Origin of the sequence: Nocardia sp. NRRL WC-3656, from assembly GCF_000720265.1 — a bacterium.
Taxonomy (GTDB): Bacteria; Actinomycetota; Actinomycetes; order Mycobacteriales; family Mycobacteriaceae; genus Nocardia; species Nocardia nova.
This window is the reverse complement of sequence record NZ_JOJF01000011.1, coordinates 1-16,025: the sequence shown is the minus strand read 5'-3', so window position 1 is coordinate 16,025 and position 16,025 is coordinate 1. Positions and strand designations below refer to the sequence as shown.

At 67.6% G+C, this 16,025-nt stretch carries 18 protein-coding genes; 6 read left to right on the top strand and 12 right to left on the bottom strand.

What is annotated here, in order from left to right:
* Window positions 1-5: 5 nt before the first annotated feature.
* Window positions 6-2,069 carry a neutral/alkaline ceramidase gene (locus IG65_RS0116365; RefSeq protein ID WP_156055652.1) on the top strand — a complete coding sequence of 688 codons (2,064 nt, stop codon included), beginning with the start codon at window positions 6-8 and terminating at the stop codon, window positions 2,067-2,069.
* 9 nt (window positions 2,070-2,078) lie between these two features.
* Here IG65_RS0116365 and IG65_RS0116360 read toward each other — a convergent pair whose 3' ends face one another.
* Entirely contained in the window at window positions 2,079-2,693 is a 615-nt protein-coding gene (locus tag IG65_RS0116360; protein ID WP_030515785.1) for a TetR/AcrR family transcriptional regulator, read from the bottom strand.
* Window positions 2,694-2,793: 100 nt separating this feature from the next.
* Here IG65_RS0116360 and IG65_RS0116355 point away from each other — a divergent pair, with 100 nt between their 5' ends.
* Window positions 2,794-3,627, top strand: coding sequence for an alpha/beta fold hydrolase (locus tag IG65_RS0116355; protein WP_030515784.1), 834 nt, complete (start codon window positions 2,794-2,796; stop codon window positions 3,625-3,627).
* 25 nt (window positions 3,628-3,652) lie between these two features.
* Here IG65_RS0116355 and IG65_RS0116350 read toward each other — a convergent pair whose 3' ends face one another.
* The 4 genes from IG65_RS0116350 to IG65_RS0116335 all read right to left on the bottom strand — a co-directional run bounded on the left by IG65_RS0116350 (window position 3,653) and on the right by IG65_RS0116335 (window position 6,964).
* Entirely contained in the window at window positions 3,653-4,588 is a 936-nt protein-coding gene (locus tag IG65_RS0116350; protein WP_030515783.1) for a DoxX family protein, read from the bottom strand.
* Between the two features lie 83 nt (window positions 4,589-4,671).
* On the bottom strand, window positions 4,672-5,157 hold the full coding sequence (locus IG65_RS0116345) for a universal stress protein (protein ID WP_227462811.1): 486 nt from the start codon (window positions 5,155-5,157) through the stop codon (window positions 4,672-4,674).
* A gap of 9 nt (window positions 5,158-5,166) precedes the next feature.
* Complete coding sequence (locus IG65_RS0116340) at window positions 5,167-5,598, bottom strand: MarR family winged helix-turn-helix transcriptional regulator (RefSeq protein ID WP_030515781.1); 432 nt, start codon at window positions 5,596-5,598, stop codon at window positions 5,167-5,169.
* A complete protein-coding gene (locus IG65_RS0116335; protein ID WP_030515780.1) occupies window positions 5,591-6,964 on the bottom strand; it encodes an MFS transporter in 1,374 nt (457 codons plus the stop codon). Before IG65_RS0116335 ends, IG65_RS0116340 begins: the two co-directional genes overlap by 8 nt.
* A gap of 106 nt (window positions 6,965-7,070) precedes the next feature.
* On the opposite strand from IG65_RS0116335, the gene IG65_RS0116330 reads away from it, so the two are divergent.
* Window positions 7,071-8,489, top strand: a complete 1,419-nt coding sequence (locus tag IG65_RS0116330; RefSeq protein WP_030515779.1) for an amino acid permease — start codon at window positions 7,071-7,073, stop codon at window positions 8,487-8,489.
* Window position 8,490: 1 nt separating this feature from the next.
* Here IG65_RS0116330 and IG65_RS0116325 read toward each other — a convergent pair whose 3' ends face one another.
* The 5 genes from IG65_RS0116325 to IG65_RS0116305 form a co-directional block, all read right to left on the bottom strand.
* Window positions 8,491-9,057 carry a hypothetical protein gene (locus tag IG65_RS0116325; RefSeq protein ID WP_231509240.1) on the bottom strand — a complete coding sequence of 189 codons (567 nt, stop codon included), beginning with the start codon at window positions 9,055-9,057 and terminating at the stop codon, window positions 8,491-8,493.
* 117 nt (window positions 9,058-9,174) lie between these two features.
* Entirely contained in the window at window positions 9,175-9,732 is a 558-nt protein-coding gene (locus IG65_RS0116320; RefSeq protein ID WP_030515777.1) for a TetR/AcrR family transcriptional regulator, read from the bottom strand.
* Between the two features lie 131 nt (window positions 9,733-9,863).
* Window positions 9,864-10,145, bottom strand: a complete 282-nt coding sequence (locus IG65_RS0116315) for a hypothetical protein (RefSeq protein ID WP_030515776.1) — start codon at window positions 10,143-10,145, stop codon at window positions 9,864-9,866.
* A gap of 163 nt (window positions 10,146-10,308) precedes the next feature.
* Entirely contained in the window at window positions 10,309-10,524 is a 216-nt protein-coding gene (locus IG65_RS34780; protein WP_036524801.1) for a hypothetical protein, read from the bottom strand.
* A 191-nt stretch (window positions 10,525-10,715) separates the two neighbouring features.
* The gene (locus tag IG65_RS0116305) at window positions 10,716-11,516 is read right to left on the bottom strand and encodes an SAM-dependent methyltransferase (RefSeq protein WP_036524798.1); all 801 of its coding nucleotides are present in this window, start codon (window positions 11,514-11,516) and stop codon (window positions 10,716-10,718) included.
* A gap of 431 nt (window positions 11,517-11,947) precedes the next feature.
* Between IG65_RS0116305 and IG65_RS0116295 the strand changes: the two genes are divergently transcribed.
* Together IG65_RS0116295 and IG65_RS0116290 are read left to right on the top strand one after the other, a co-directional pair.
* Window positions 11,948-12,178 (top strand): DUF397 domain-containing protein, encoded by a 231-nt coding sequence (locus IG65_RS0116295; RefSeq protein ID WP_030515774.1) that lies wholly within the window; start codon window positions 11,948-11,950, stop codon window positions 12,176-12,178.
* A 127-nt stretch (window positions 12,179-12,305) separates the two neighbouring features.
* Window positions 12,306-13,205 (top strand): helix-turn-helix transcriptional regulator, encoded by a 900-nt coding sequence (locus IG65_RS0116290; protein WP_030515773.1) that lies wholly within the window; start codon window positions 12,306-12,308, stop codon window positions 13,203-13,205.
* A gap of 108 nt (window positions 13,206-13,313) precedes the next feature.
* Here the strand turns inward: IG65_RS0116290 and IG65_RS0116285 are convergent, their stop codons facing one another.
* Window positions 13,314-13,592 (bottom strand): hypothetical protein, encoded by a 279-nt coding sequence (locus IG65_RS0116285; protein WP_227463053.1) that lies wholly within the window; start codon window positions 13,590-13,592, stop codon window positions 13,314-13,316.
* A gap of 546 nt (window positions 13,593-14,138) precedes the next feature.
* Here IG65_RS0116285 and IG65_RS0116280 point away from each other — a divergent pair.
* Window positions 14,139-14,981: an acyl-CoA thioesterase domain-containing protein gene (locus IG65_RS0116280; protein WP_063833623.1), complete on the top strand. Its 843-nt coding sequence runs from the start codon at window positions 14,139-14,141 to the stop codon at window positions 14,979-14,981.
* Between the two features lie 18 nt (window positions 14,982-14,999).
* On the opposite strand, the gene IG65_RS0116275 is transcribed toward IG65_RS0116280, so the two are convergent.
* Entirely contained in the window at window positions 15,000-15,824 is an 825-nt protein-coding gene (locus IG65_RS0116275) for a hypothetical protein (RefSeq protein WP_030515770.1), read from the bottom strand.
* Window positions 15,825-16,025 lie beyond the last annotated feature (201 nt).

Genomic DNA, 16,025 nt, shown 5'->3' with positions numbered 1-16,025 from the left:
GATCAGTGACGTTTACCCGGCGATCGATGCTGGCCGGCACCGTGACCGCGGCCGTGGCCGCGGGAGTGGGGGCCACCGCTTCCGCGGGGGCGGCACCGATCCGGGTCACCGGCGACGAGGCGGGATATCTGGTCGGCGCCGGTATCGCCGATGTGACCGGCGCGGTCGCCGGGCAGGGCATGATGGGCTACTCCGAACTCGACCAGGTCGCGACCGGGCTGCTCATGCGGACCTGGGCGCGCGCCTACATCGTGGTCGACCGGGCCAGTGGCGAGCGGGTGGCCTTCGTCAACGCGGATATCGCATGCCTGTTCCAGTCGGTGCATCTGGCCGTGATGCAGCGGCTGGCACAGCGATTCGGTGCCCTGTACACCGAGCGCAACGTCAACCTGAACGCCACCCACAATCACAATTCCTGCGGCGGCACCGCTCGCGAATACGCTTATTCCCTTGCCGCATACGGCTTTCAGAACAATTCCCATCAAGCCGAGGTGGACGGTATCGTCGCGGCGCTGGTGGCGGCGCACGAGAATCTGGCGCCGGGCACGCTGTCGCTCGGGCACGGCGAACTGCACGACGCCTCGGCCAACCGCTCCCGGGTGGCCTTCGACCTGAACCCACCGGACGACAAGGCCGCATTCCCGAATGCCATCGATCCGCAGGTGACGGTGCTGCGATTGCGGCAGGGCGGCAAGGACATCGGCGCGATCACCTGGTTCGCGACGCACGGGACGTCGCTCACCGACGCCAATACGCTCATCTCGGCCGACAACAAGGGCTATGCCAGCTACCGCTGGGAGCACGACGAGATGGGAGTGCGGCCGGGCGCCGGAAAGCCCGGCTTCGTGGCGGCGTTCGCGCAGACCAACGCCGGTGATATGACGCCGAATATCGGACTTACGCCGTGGCATCCGTCCGGGCCCACCGAGGACAACCGGCTCAACTGTTCTCTCATCGGCGAGCGCCAATACCGCGCGGGCCGTGCGGCTTTCGATGCGGCGCGGCCGATGCGCAGCGGGCGAGTGGACGCCGCGCTGCGTTATCTGAACATGGCCGATACCGCCATCGACGGGTCCTACACGCCGGACGGTAAACCGGCCCGCACCGCGCCCGCCATGATGGGCGCCGCGGCCGCCGCGACCAGCTCGGAGGACAACTGGAAGACCCAGCTGTCGTTCCTGCAGGAAGGCAATGCGGATCCGGTCGTCGCCGCGCTCGGCGGACTGGACGGCCCCATCGAGCAGTGGATGCGGGATGTGCAGGCGCCCAAGCTGATCGTGGCGCCGCTGGGTGTGCTGCCGCCGCGACCGTGGGTACCGCTGACGGTGCCGATCCAGATTCTGCGGATCGGCGATCTGGTGCTGGCCTCGGGGCCGGCGGAATTCACGGTGGTCTCGGGGTTGCGGATCCGGCGGGTGGTGGCGCACGCCCTGTCCGTCCCGCTGGAAAACGTGCTGCTGCAAGGCTATTCGAACGGGTACTGCGGCTACGTGACCACGCCGGAGGAATACGCCTCCCAGCAGTACGAGGGCGGGGAAACGCTGTTCGGCCGCTGGACCCTGCCCGCCTATGTGCAGGAATTCGATCGGCTGGCCCGTGCGGTGGCCGCACGCGTCGACCTCGGCCGCGGCCCGGCCCCGCTGGACTGGACCGCGGGCCTGCAGCCGAATCTGCTGCCGCCGGTACCGGCCGATGTGCCGATGACCGGGCGCGCATTCGGTGAGGTGATCACCGGTCCGAAGCCCGGCTACGGTCACGGCGATACGGTGACGGTCGAATTCTGCGGCGCCCACCCCGCCAACGACTTCCACACCGGCGGAAGCTATTTCGAGGTACAGCGCGCCGAGGGCGCGCAATGGCGGGCGGTCTTCGACGACAACGACTGGTGCACCGAACTGCACTGGTCGCGCCCGCCCGGCCAGCCCGCGGCCTCGCGGATCGCCATCCGCTGGACCGTGCCCGCCGACGCGGAAGCCGGGCGCTACCGCATCGAATACCGCGGTGACCGCCGCGACGGTGACGCCGCCGTTCCGTTCACCGGCACCACGGCCGAATTCAGCGTGGGCTGATCGGTTGGTTCACCCCTCGGACATCGCCGCGGGGGAGTGGGTTTCGGTGAGCGTGTCGAGATAGGCGGCCATCGCTTGCCCGGCCGATTCGATCGGGGCGGTCGAGCGCAGGGTGCGGCTGAGTATGAACGCACCCTCCAGGGCGCCGAGGACCGCGATCACGAAAGTGTGGGCCGCGGGGGCGGGCAGTCCGCGTGCGCGGAAGTACGCACTGCCCTGGTCGATCCAGGATTGCATCACCTCGGCGGTCACCTCCCGCAACGCCGGTTCGCTGTCGGCGATCTCGCCCGCGACCGTGCCGACCGGGCACATGTTCATCCAGCCGGACTGCTCGATCTGTTCCGCGGCGGCGGTGAACGCGGCCACCACTGCCACCCGCAGGTCCGGATACGGGTCCATCAGCAGCGGTAGCAACTGGATGTAGGCGGCGCCGCTGGTACGCAGCGCGGCCGCCGCGATCTGCTGTTTGCCCTGCGGGAAGTGGTGATACAGCGACCCGATCGGGGCCCGCGCGGCGGCGGTGATCTGTTTGACGCTGGTAGCGCCGTAGCCCTGGCGGCGCATCAGTTCCGCGGTCGCGGTGACGATGCGCTCGGCGGTCGGGGTTGACACGGTCTCGGACATCCTCCCATACTAGAACACACGCTCTAGAGCGAACGTTCTACGAGGTGGACGCGTTGTTCACAGCGTCGTCGCGCGATTCCGATGCGGAGGTGGCAGGGGTATGCCGGTCGTCGAAGTTCCCGCCGGTCCGATTCATTACGTCGAGGAGGGCCAGGGGCCGCCGGTCGTCCTGTTGCACGGACTGCTCATCGACCACACGGTGTGGGACCGCGTGATGCCGTTGCTGCCCAGTGGTTTTCGCTATGTGCGGCCGGTGCTGCCGCTCGGCTCGCATCCGGAACCGATGCGGGCGGACGCGGATCTGAGTATGCGCGGCCAGAACGTGGTCCTCGCCGATTTCCTCGACGCGCTGGACCTGCGCGAGGTCACCCTGGTGCATTCCGACTGGGGCGGCGGGCTGTTCCTCACCGCGTACGGCCTCGACAAACGGGTCGCCCAGTTGATCGTGTTGCCGTGCGAGGCCTTCGACAACTTCCCGCCCGGACTGCCCGGGAAGCTGGCGGTGCTGGCGTTGCGCGTCCCGGGCGCGCTACCGATCGTGCTGCGTCAGTTGCGCATCGGGCTGTTGCGCCGCTCGTCGCTGATCTACGGGCAGATGGCGCGTTATCCGGTACCCGACGAACTGATGCGCGGCTGGACCGAACCCGCCCTGCGCAATCCGGATATCGGCCGGGACGTGCGCAAATACGGCCGGGAGTTGCCACCGGCGGCGCAGCTGATCGCCGATACCGAAGCCTTGCGGAACTTCCCCGGCCGTGCGCTGGTGCTGTGGTCCCCGCAGGCCGCGCCGATGCCCCGCGACCACGGGCGCCGCCTCGCCGAACTGTTGCCCGCGGGCCGGCTGGTGGAGATCGACGACGCCTACGTGCTGTCGATGCTCGATCAACCCGAGGCCGTGGCCGCGGCGATGACGGCGTTTCTCACCGGCGCCTGATCCGGCGCCGGTGAGAAACAGTGTGTCACTTGCCGTTGCGGGCTTCGGCCAGCCGCTCGCGGGCCGTCTCCGCACGCTCGCGGGCGGCCTCGGCCGCCTTCTCGGCGCGCTTGCGGGCCTGGCGCGCGAAAATCGACCCGCGCTGCTTGGCCACCTCGGCCCATTCGCCGCCGTGTTCGCGGGCGGCCTCGGCCAGATCCGCGCCGCGCCGCTTGGCCAGTTCGGCCCACTCGCCGCGATGGTCGAGAGCGGTGCCGGCCAAATCGGCGCCCCGGCTGCGCGCCAGTTCCGCCCATTCGGTGCCGTGCTCGCGGGCGGCCTCGGCGAGTTCACCGCCGCGCGACTGGGCCACCGAGGCGAGTTCGGCGCCGCGCGACTGCGCCACCGAGGCCAGATCGGCGCCCTTGTCGGCGGCCACCGCGGCCAGTTCCCGGCCGCGGACGGCCTGCTGCTGCAGGCGATCCCGCACCGTGTCGGTGGTGGCGGCGGTGAACGGGAGGGCGGCGGCGGCTTTACGCGCGGCCCGGCGACCCCGCCAGCCCAGCGAGGGCTTGCCCTCGGTGTCGGCCGCGGCGATGAGCAGGCCACCGAGCAGGCCGACGTCCTTGAGGAAGGCCGTGCGCTTGGCGGCACGCTGCTGCGCATCCGATTCGTTCCAGAAGTCCTGCTCGGTCACGGTGGCCGGGATGACGGTGACCGCCAGCGCCAGCGACGAGAGCCGGGGCGCGCGATTCAGCGCGAGCAGCGTTCCGGCGCCGACCCGGACGATGGCATTGATCCGCACCACTTTCGCCGGATCGGAGGGCAGTTTGGCCGATACCGAATCCGGCAGCCGCTGTTCCCCATGGGATACCAAGGTGGTGGCGGCCTGCGCCCGGGGCTCGGGATGCATCAGAGTGTCGACCCCGTCGACGACGAACACCGATGCCAGCAGCGGTCGGGCAAGGCGGCGAATCAACATAGTGAAAACCCTTTCCTCAACGGTCTCGTTCCGGCGGGTTCCCCCGATGCCGCGTCCCAATCACTTCGGGACGCCGACGGAGCTCAGGGCACGACAGTAACCGGCCAGCGCCCCGCTTTCACCAGACGCACCGCGACCGAGCCGATAATTCGATGCCCGGCCTTCTCGGACGCGCCGACCACGACGCCGTCGGCCTTCAATTCGTCGGCGGCCTCGGCCAGCACCGTGAACGGATCGCCACGGCGGGTGATGAACTTCCAGCGGGTGCGGTAGACGTCTTTGACCTTCTCCGCGTGCTCGCGTACCTGCCGGGCCAGATCCTCGGCCATCTCGGCGGTCGCGCCCTGGACGTCGACGCCGTAGGCGCCGGCCATGGCCATCCACGGCTGGACGTAAACCATTGCCAGCAGGGAGTTCTGACGCCGAGCCAATCCGGCCGCATAGGCGGTCGCGCGCCAGGAGGCATCCGAACCGTCGATGCCGACCATGATCACCCGGGGCCCGTCGGTGCCCAGTTCGAAACCCGACGACAGGCCGGGCGCCCACTCCGGTGTTGTCTCTTCGGCCACGACCCGAGCCTAGAGCAGCCGCAACAGATCGTGCAGGGTGCGCAACTGCTCGGCGGACAGCGCGGTGAGCGTGGGCGGCGGCGGATCGGGAGTGGCCATCGCCTGCGCGATCACCTCCCGCCCGGCATCGGTGATGGTCACCAGCTTGCGCCGCCGATCGTCCGGAGCGGTTTCGCGCGAGACCAGACCGCGGGCCTCGAGATCGTTGACCACCACGGTGGTGGCCGGCGCGTCCATGGTGGCCACCCGGGCCAGTTCCTTCAGCGGCAGCGGACCGGGCAGCAGTCGCCGCAACACGCGGAATCTGCTGAACGGCATGCCCATTCGATCGACCACCGCGCGCTTCCAGGTGTCGCGGGTGTCCTTGACGACATCGGTCAGCACGCGCCAGACCTCGTCGGGCGTCGGCTCCGCGGCGACGGTGAGCTCGTCGTCAGACACGGGCGGGCTCCTTGTGTTCGAGCAGGGGCGCGATCCGGTCGCGCGAGCGCAGTGCCCATCCGGTGTTGGCGGCGATGCCGAGCACCCCGACGCCCGCCGCGAGAGCGGCCACCACCCACCACAGTCCCGCCCCGGACAGCAGCCCGCACAGGGCGACTCCGACGCTGACACCGATCTGGCGGCTGGTCGAGGCGACCGCCGAGGCCGCGCCCGCCCTATCCATCGGCATCCCGCTGACCGCGGCGGTGGTGATCGGCGGGTTCACGGTGCCGAAACCGGCGCCGAAGATCGCGAACATCACGACCAGCTGCCAGACCGGGGTATCGGGCCGCAGCGTGGTCAGCAGCGCCGCGGCCGTCGTCATCAGAATTCCGGCGGCGACCAACGAGGGCCGGGTGCCGAAGCGGCCGACCAGCCGGCCCGACAGCGGCGAGCAGATCAGCATCCCCAGCGCCATCGGCAGGTAGAGAAGTCCCGTGTGCACAGCCGAATAATGCCGTACGCCTTGCAGATACAGCGAAGCGCTGAAGAGGAAGGCCCCCAGTCCGGCGAAGGCGCAGATCGCGGTGACGGTGGCCGCCGCGAACGGCACGCTGCGGAAGAACCGCAGGTCGATGAACGGCGAGCGGTGCCGCCGTTCGGCGTAGAGGAATCCGGCCAGTGCCACGGCCGTGATGCCGAAGATCTCCGGGCGATGTTCGATCAGCCCGAAGACCAGCGTGAACATCACCACGACCGCCAGCACCTGGCCGAGCGGGTCGATTCCGCGTGCGGTCCGCGACTTCGATTCCGGGACGTAGAGCGTGGTCAGCACCAGCGCGACCGCGCAGATCGGCAGATTGATCCAGAACACCGACTGCCAGCCCAGCGCGTCGATCAGCACGCCGCCGACCATCGGGCCGATCGCGGTGGAGATGCCGACCACCGCGCCCCAGACGCCGACCGCTCGCGCCCGTTCGACGCGGCCGGTGAAGACCGTGGTGATGATCGACATCGCGACAGGATTGAGCATCGAGCCGCCGATGGCCTGGATGAAGCGCGCCCCGATCAGCATGTCGATATCGGGAGCGACGCTGCACAGCAGTGAGCCCAGCGCGAAGATGCTCAGTCCGATCCGGAACATGCGCTTGCGGCCGAAGCGGTCGGCGGTCGCGCCCGACAGCATCAGCAGGCTCGCCAGGGTGAGGGTGTAGACGTCGACGATCCACTGCAGCCGCGACAGTGGCGCGTCCATATCGCTGCGGATCGTCGGAATCGCGACGTTGACGATGGTCGCGTCCATCGACGAGATCAGCAGGCTCAGGCAGCAGGTGACCAGCACGATCGTCTTGTGACGCGGCGTCAGCCCGGAAACAGTTGTAGACACACAATGATTGTGCGCCCACAACTATTAGGCGGCAAGAGCTGTGAACTAGTTCACTGCGCGGTTGCACCGGTCGCGCCCCGGCCCCGACCCGGTACGGTGCTGCGATATGACGACCGACCGCAAACCCGAGGGGACGGACGCGCCCGCCCTCGCGTCCGCGGGTGAAGAGGGCTACCAGCGCGGCCTCAACCCCCGAACCATCCAGATGATCGCCATCGGCGGGGCGATCGGCACGGGACTGTTCTACGGATCCGGTGGGGCCATCGAACAGGCCGGTCCGGCCCTGATCCTGTGCTATCTCGCCGCCGGCCTGGCGATCTTCGTGATCATGCGCGCGCTGGGGGAACTGCTCACCTACCGGCCGGTGTCGGGCAGCTTCGGTGAATACGCGCACGAGTTCCTCGGTCGCTTCGCCGGCTTCGTCACCGGCTGGACCTACTGGGCGGTGTGGGTGGCGACCTGCATGGCCGAGATCACCGTCGCCGGCAAATACATCAAGTACTGGTTCGCGATCCCGGAATGGGTCACCGCGCTCGTCGTGCTCGGCGTGCTGTTCGCCGCGAACCTGATCTCGGTGAAGCTGTTCGGCGAGGGCGAGTTCTGGTTCTCCACCATCAAGGTGACCGCGATCGTCGCGATGATCGCCATCGGTATCGGCGTGCTGATCTTCGGTTTCGGCCACGCCCCCGATCCGACGGTGACCAATCTGTGGGCCGACGGCGGTGTCTTCCCGAACGGATTCGGCCAAGCGCTACTGGCGTTGCAGATCGTGCTCTTCGCCTATGTGGGCGTCGAACTCGTCGGTGTGACCGCGGGCGAGGCCGCCGATCCGCGCCGCACCCTGCGCCGGGCGATCAATTCGCTCCCACTGCGGATCGGTCTGTTCTATGTGGGCGCGCTGATCGTGATCATGTCGGTGTCGAGCTGGAAGGTCTTCCACTCCGGGCGCAGCCCGTTCGTGGAGGTGTTCGAGCAGATCGGTATTCCGGGGGCGGCCGGGATCATCAATTTCGTGTTGCTGACCGCAGCGCTGTCGTCGTGCAACTCCGGCATCTACTCGACCGGTCGCATGGTGCGCAGTCTCTCGTTGCGTGGTGAGGCCCCGGTCGCGCTCGGTGGCCTGAGCAATCGCCGGGTGCCGTTCGCGGGCATCCTGCTCTCGGCGGCGATGATGGTGATCGGCGTGATCGTCAACCTGGTCTCCCCGGACAAGGCGTTCAACTACATCACCTCGGTGTCGACCATCGGCATAATCTTCGTCTGGGGCATGATCCTGGTCTGCCACATGATCTACCGGGCCCGTGTGCGCCGCGGCGAACTGCCGGCCAGCGACTACCGCCTGCCCGGGGCGCCGGTCAGCTCGGTGCTGGCACTGGCCTTCCTCGGACTGGTCGTCGTACTGCTGTTCTGGACCGACAGCGGCCGGACCGCGCTGGCGGTCGGCCTGGGGTGGGCGGTGGTCGTCTGCGCCGGATACCCGGTGGTGAACCGGTTGGCCCGCCGCCGGGCATCCGCGGTGAGCTGACCTACTTTCCGTCCGGATGGCCGACCGCCGCCAACGCGGTGGTCCAGTCGGCCGCGATGGCGTTCTGCGCGTCGGTCAGGCCGACCGCGCCGGAACAGATCAGCGAATGCAGTTTGTTCTCCACCGAATCCTTGGGGTTGTTCGGCCCCGACCCGGCCTTGTGGTCGGGGGAGGGCGGTTCGACCCACAGATTGCGCGGATCGTTCGGATCGCCGCCGAGCTCCAGCGAGATCAAATGGTCGTATTCGGCATCGTGCAGATTGCCGGTGTAACCGTAGGATTCGGCGTTCGCCTTCTTCTCCCGGTCGGTGATACTCGCCGGCGGGCGGATGGATTGGGTGTATCCGCCTACACAGATCGTCGACTTGACGGTTTCGGCTGTGACCTTCGGATTGGTCGCCCCCGGCGTGCAGTGCGGGTCCGGAAGTGGCTGTCCGTCAGCGGTGTTGCCGAAATGGCAGCTGCCGGGTGCCGGTTGCGCGGCGACGGTGTAGGTGCCCGACGGGCCGGGGCCGACCGCGGGGGCGCCCTGGTGGGCTATGGGAACCGGATGTGCCGCCTGGCTCACCGGTGACGAATTCTGGTGGGAGCACCCACATATCAGCAGCGGCGCCGCGAGTATCGCAGCGGCCAGGAGGGTTACGCGTGTATTCATGATGTCCTCGGGCCGGCCTTCATCAGGCTCTCATTGTGCCCGTTCGTAGATGGCCAGCGCGATATCCTCTGCCGCCCGGCGGCATTGCTCGTCGGTCAGGTCGACATCGCCCATCATCCCGATACTCCACGAGATGGCCAGCAGAGCTTGGCGGGCATGGAAGACCGCCAGGGGTTCGTGGTCGGGGGCGGTCATCGCGTCGGCGACCGCGCGAAAGTGATAGCGCAGGTCCGATCCCACACCGAGCCGGCGGAACGCGGGCTGGTTCTCGTACATGAACCGGGTCATCTCCCGCCCGGTGCGGTGCAGCACGGCGCCGTATCGGCGCAGAATTTCGCGGCCGGTGCCGGGGCCGGGCGGTTGGTCGGCGGCCCAGGCCAGCAGGTCGTCGATGCCCCTGCGCAGATCGTCGGCGAGGCTGACGACGATGTCTTCCTTGGATCGGAAGTGGTAGTAGACCGCGGCTTTGGTGATGCCGAGCCGATCGGCGATTTCCCGGATCGAGGTGTGTTCGTAACCGTTCGCGGAGAACAGCTCCATCGCGACCGAGCGGATTCGGTCCCGTGTGTCGGTCCGCCTGCCGGCCACCGGAGCCTCCCATCTCGACCGAGGGACGGCACCGGATCCACCGGTGGTCCGCGTTCAGCCTACTGGGGCGGCGTCCGGAGGCGGGGTCCGGAACACACGGTTGCCGGGTGAATCGTCCGGAATGTCGGGAATCACTGCGCCAGAATCGAATTCATCAAGGTTCCGGCGCTGGTGGCCACCAGGCCGCCGACGAGGGCCCCGGCCACCATCTTCGGTGACTCCAGCGGACCGCCGTTCCACTTCTCCCAGGCGAACCGGCCGCCGGCGAAGATGATCGCGCTGGTCCCCGACAGCAGCATGAACCAGGTGAAGTAGCGCACCAGTTTCAGGAGTTTGTCCGCCGCCGGAGGTGTCTCGGGCGTCGGGTTGCCGACCTGGGCCACTATGACGTCGTGCATCGCCAGAAGGATCATGATGCCCTCGTTCCACAAGATGGTGTGGTGCGGGTACCACCATCGTAGGGCGCGTATTCGTCCTGGTGACAGGCGATTGCGAACCCAAGTACGGAATCGCGCTGTCGGGGACCGGTTTCGAGGCGTTCAGCCGTCTTGACGGGGGTGGCGAACGCGGAGCGATCTACTCGTCGTCGAGTCCGGCGGACAGATACGCCGCGGCGGCGATCCACTGCCGGCACGACAGGTGCCGGTCGTGTGCGTAGAGAATCGCGCGGGCGCGGGGGTAAGTGAGTTCCCGGGGTTCGGTGGCGCAGTCACCGACCTGATCGGCGCCGGACGTGCGGTGCTCGGATGTGCCGTGATCGCATGTACCGGAATGCTGGAGCAGTTGGTTCATGGAATGCCCTCGACCGTTGGCGAAAGATTGCGGAAGCGAACTTTTCGGCACGGCCTCGCGCTGCTTCCGGCCTGCCTGCTCCGGCGTGGTCCGGCCATGTCGTGCGGTCGAGTTTACGGCGCTGCAAGGAGCAAATGCAAGTACATCTGCACACTCGTCGGTGATCGGAAGTGTTGTGCCCCAAGGGGTGATCAGGGTTTGCGTGCCATCGCGCCGTAGCCCGACACCGGCACGGTCGGCACCGGCTCGCCGGCCGGCCGACGCCATCGAGTCAGGGGGACGAAGCCGGGTTCGAGCAACTCCAGCTCCGAGAAGATGGAGCGCAACTCGCAATGGTCGCGCGGGAAATACGGTACGGCCGTGACGTTTTCGTAGGTCGCGCACATCCGGACGAAATCGGCGCTGTCGGTGGTGCCGTCCCAGTAGGCGAGATAGCTGCCGCGGCAGACCCGCGCCATCGAGTCGGCGACGACAGCGCGGAGTTCGCCGATGCGTTCGCAGTGGCCCAGCACGCCCATGAACATCACCGCGACCGGACGGTCGAGATCGAGAATGTCTGCGGCACGGGCGAACAGCCGATCCGGTTCGCGCAGATCCGCATCCAGATAGACGGCTCGCGGATCGGTCAGCAGCGTCCGGCCGTGGGTGAGCACCAGCGGATCGTTGTCCACATAGACGACCCGGGCCGCCGGATTGCGCCGGCACGCGACCTCGTGGGTGTTGTCCGTGGCGAGCAGCCCCGCGCCGATGTCGAGGAACTGGGTGATCCCGAGGTCGCCGGCGAGATGTTCGACCGCGCGCCGGAGAAAGCGGCGGCTCTCGGCCGCCAGGGCGGTGATACCGGGATCGAGTTCCGTTGCCGCGCTGCCGACCCGGCGATCGACCTCGTAATTCTGCCGTCCACCCATCCAGTAGTTCCAGATCCGCGCGGTGTGCGGGATATCGGTCCGAATCTCACGCTCGCGGCTCGGCTGCTGCTGTCTTGGCGGCACCGATTCCCTCCTGCTCCCGGTTCCGACGCTCGAGTCCCGTCCGGCGGTTGCCGATGCCGGGTGCGCGAGACGGTAACCGAAACGGTCGCATCCGGTGTGCGGATCGGCTGGGAATGTGCCATCCGCCCCGGTAGAGGCCCGAAACCGACCGGTCGGACACCGTTTTTGGGTGCTCGGAGGCCGGTTCGAAAGATGACGAGTCAATCGAAAAAGGATGGAAAAGCCCTTGTCGCCCTTGGTTTTTTGCGATTTTCCGGAGGGCTCGATCCGAGCCAACCCCCGTGCTATCGTTCAAAGCGTCGGTTTCAAATGCAAGTACATTTGCTCGAACATATGCAAGAGCTGAAGATAGGCATCAGCTCGATCAATCCGGATCGCCGAGTGTGGGCCCCTGCTGCCGAGCTCGGCCACCACGAACCCTGGAGACAGTCATGACCGATTCCACTGCCACCACAGCCGGCCGCCTGTCCGAAGCCGCGTGGCGCAAGAGCACGTTCAGCAATCCGAGCGGGAACTGTGTCGAATTGGCCGATTTGTCCAATGGCCTGGTTGCCGTGCGCAACTCGCGTGATCCCGAGGGAGCGGTGCTCGTCTACACCCGCCCCGAGATCGACGCGTTCCTCCGGGGCGCGAAGAGTGGAGAGTTCGACGATCTGGCCTGATCGGCGGTAGCATGGCACTCGGCGCGGTGTCGGTACGCGACGAGGCAGAAGTTCCTGATGTTCGACCAGCTGCTCTCGATGGCTGTACCCTCATTGCCGGTGATCGTCGAGCATCGGAGTAGACCTCATGATGGCAGAGTCCGTCCGGATCGGCCGTGTGGATTCGCTTGTCGCCGAACGCGGTCCGACAGCGCTTCGGATCGCGGTCGGCGGACAGCTCCGCAAACTGCGGGAAGCCGCCGGTATCACGCGTGAGGCGGCCGGGGAGCACATCCGTGGCTCGCACGCGAAGATCAGCCGACTCGAGTTGGGGCGCACCGGTTTCAAGGAACGCGACGTTCGCGATCTGCTGACGCTCTACGGCGTCGACAACGCCGAAGAGCGTGAGATGTTCCTCGATCTGGTGAGCCGCGCGAACCAGCCGGGATGGTGGCACAGCTACAACGATCTGCTGCCCCAATGGTTCGAGACCTACCTGGGTCTGGAACACGCGTCGAAGTCGATCCGTACCTTCGAAGGACAGCTCGTTCCCGGTCTGCTGCAGACCGAGGAGTACACCCGCTCGGTGGTGGCGCTCGGTCACGAGAACGCCGAGGCCGCCCGCCGAGTGGAACTCCGCAAGAAGCGCCAGGAAATCCTGGACCGCCCCGGGGCGCCGACGCTGTGGGCAGTCCTCGACGAAGCGGTGCTGCACCGGCCGATCGGCGGTGAGCAGGTGCTGCGCGCACAGCTCGAGCACCTGGTCGAGGTCTCGATGAAGCCGAACGTGACCATCCAGGTGCTGCCGTATGCGGCCGGCGGCCACGCGGCGGCGGGCAGCTCGTTCACGATGCTGCGCTTCGCCGAACCCGAACTGCCCGATATCGTGTATCTCGAACAGCTCACCAGCGCACTGTATCTGGATCGCCAGCAGGATCTGGAGCTCTACCGCCAGGTCATGGACCGGCTCAGTGTGCAGGCCGAACCGCCGGAGCGGTCGCGGGAGATGATGCAGAAGGCCGCGGGCAGCCTGTCCGACTCTGCCTAGACCCGCCGATCCGGCATCGCGATCTATCGATGCCTCGAAGACAGCAATGCCTCGAAGACAGCAGTAGCCGCCGACCCGAGGGTCGGCGGCTACCACTTCCGTCCCGATCTATTGTTTGATGCAACTGGATGCGATGCGCCAGAAAGCTTCCGGTTGCATCGCGTCGAAATCCCAATCGTTCACCATCGCGTGCGCGGTGGTGACGATGCGATCGATATCGAAATCGTCGCGTGTGGCCGCGCCGGTGGACTCGACCGCACTGATGACGAAAGATGTTGCGGTTTCCCGCGAATTGTTGTGATGCCCGGTCCGGTTCCTGTCCATCACTCCGAGCCGACCGAGGCCCATTGGCTGGTTCATACGAACGCCCCTGACGCCAGGCCGCATGGTTTCCTTCGGCGAAAATTGGCTTCCGGTTCACCCTACGGCTCACGGGTAGTCCCCTGCATTGCCTTGCAGCCCGAGTCTAGGGTGGCCGCGAGATCAGATGCAAGCACATCTGCAACATCGAATCCCCGGTCAGGGGCCGGTTTTCGGCTGCTGACGGGTTGCTGCCGACCTTCGCGGGAGGCCCTCTGTCCGGTAGGTGATCCGGCGCCGATTCCCATAGCGGGGGTGATATACCGACCGGCACGCCGGCCGGAGCGGGCAGGTGGCTTGCTGCACTGTTTCCACACGGACCGGACGGCTGGTTCCCTCGCCGAAAAAATATGGTATCGGCGCCGGAAAACGACACGCCGATCTTGATCGAAAGCGTTGCCGAGCGTGTCGGCGGTGTCCCGCGCAGCGGCCCCGGCGTGGAACCGGTTCTCGTTACCGTGCTATATCTGCCTGGACCAGCAAGATCAGTCGCCGACGGCGAGCGCGGGCTGTCGCCGACGGTGACCGCCCGCGGTGCTCACGGGCGGCGACCCGAGGAGACAGGCACGCGCGGTGGACAGCTCGCACGGATATTTCGCGGTGGACGGCGGGGGCTTCACCCCGAACCGGATGGCGGCCAGCCAGTGGTCGTCCGATCAGGTGGTCGGGCCGGCGCTGTGCGGGCTGCTGGCGCGAGCTCTCGACAACGAGCACGCCACCGACGGCTTCGTGCCGGTGCGGTTGACCGTGGACCTGTTCAAGCCGGCGCGCATGCACGAGCTGTCGGTCTCCACGACTCGTGTGCGCAACGGGAAGCGCATCCGGCTCGCCGATGCGGTCGTCATCCAGGACGGCGAACCCGCGGCACGCGCCTCGGTGGTCTTCCTGCAGCCGTCCGAGCAACCGCCGGGCGAGATCTGGACCCGGGAGCAGCAGCCGGTGCCGCCGTCGCTCGAGGTGGCGCCTCCCTCCGATCTGCCGAATGCGCCGCTGTGGCACAGCGACGATTCCGCGCACTGGTCGCGGGTGCCCTCGGAACACGAGAACGGCAGCCGCAAACGCAGCTGGCAGCATCCGGTGAACGTGGTCGACGGGGAGCGGCCCTCGCCGTTCGTGGTGGCCGCGATGGCCGCCGAGCAGACCAGCATGGTGACCAACTGGTCCAGTGCCGGGGTGGGCTTCATCAACACCGACCTGACGCTGGCCCTGGTGCGCATGCCCGAGGGCGCCGACATCGGTCTCGAGGCCGATAATCACTTGAGCCGCAACGGAATCGCCGCCGGCACCGCGACCCTGTTCGATCGGCACGGCGCGTTCGGCAGCGCGATGATCACCGCCGTTTCCAATGCCGCCCGTCAGATCACCGCGAGTCGTCTCGACGGCGTGATCGCCGCGGCCGGCGGCGCTCGCCGCTAGTCCGGCCGCCGGCGCCGCTCACCGGTCACGGTGGGCGGCCCATCGGCGGGCGGCGTCGCGCAGGCCGTGGGTCCACACATTGGGACTGCGGTTGGCCGTCGCGGTCCATTCCGCGGCGAGCGCGCCGGAGAAGATGCGCAGGTCGCGTTCGGACGCGGAGTGCCAAGCGGGGACCCGCGCGGCCCAGGACTCGGCGGCGGCCGGATCGTGGCCGGCGAAGACGAGCCACACGATCCAGCATCCGGGGTCGATCCACGGCGCACCCCGCGTCGCCCACGGCCAGTCCACGAGCCGGGCCTCGGCGTGGTCGATGATGACGTTGCTGTAGTTCCAGTCGGTGTGCAGCAGGGCGTCACCGGCGAAAACCGCTGTGTCGGCGTCATCGTCGAGATACGCGCCCCAGCGGACCTCGGCATCCTTGAGTTCCACCTCGGCGGGCGGGTGCAGCCCGTTCAGCGCGGACATCGCGGCCGCGGTGGCGGCGAGATCGGCGTCGACGCGGTAGTCCGCGAAATGTCCTGCGATGAACTCGAATCCGAGCAGATCCCACCCGCCGGCCGCGATCTGCCACCGTAACCTCGGGCCCACCGGAGTCACGTGACGAGCCAGCGCGGCCTCGCGGTGCTGGGTCCAGACCTCCGGATCTCGTTGCGGCACACCCTTGATGAAGGTCCGGCCCTCAGCCGTCTCGATCACCGTCGCGAGTTGGCTGCTGAATCCGGCGATCACCGAATTCGCCCGCGCGACCGGACCGGTCACCGCTTCGACCGCCGCCCGGGTCGCCGCGGGTAGTTGTTCCCAGTTGCGCCGGCGCGAGGATGTCTGCGCCCGATCGACTGTCACCTTCGAAGAATTACCCCCGATGCCCTGCTCTGGCAAGGGAACTCGATCATTCCACAGCCGCTTTCGGCAGCGTTCTTTCACCTGTGTTTTCAGGTGCCGTTTTCATGCGGTGGTGTAGGTGCGGGCGACGAGTGCGGAGCGGAGGTACCAGAGTCCGCTGGCTTGGGTGGGGTCGAAGCCGGTGAGTTGGGCGATGCGTTT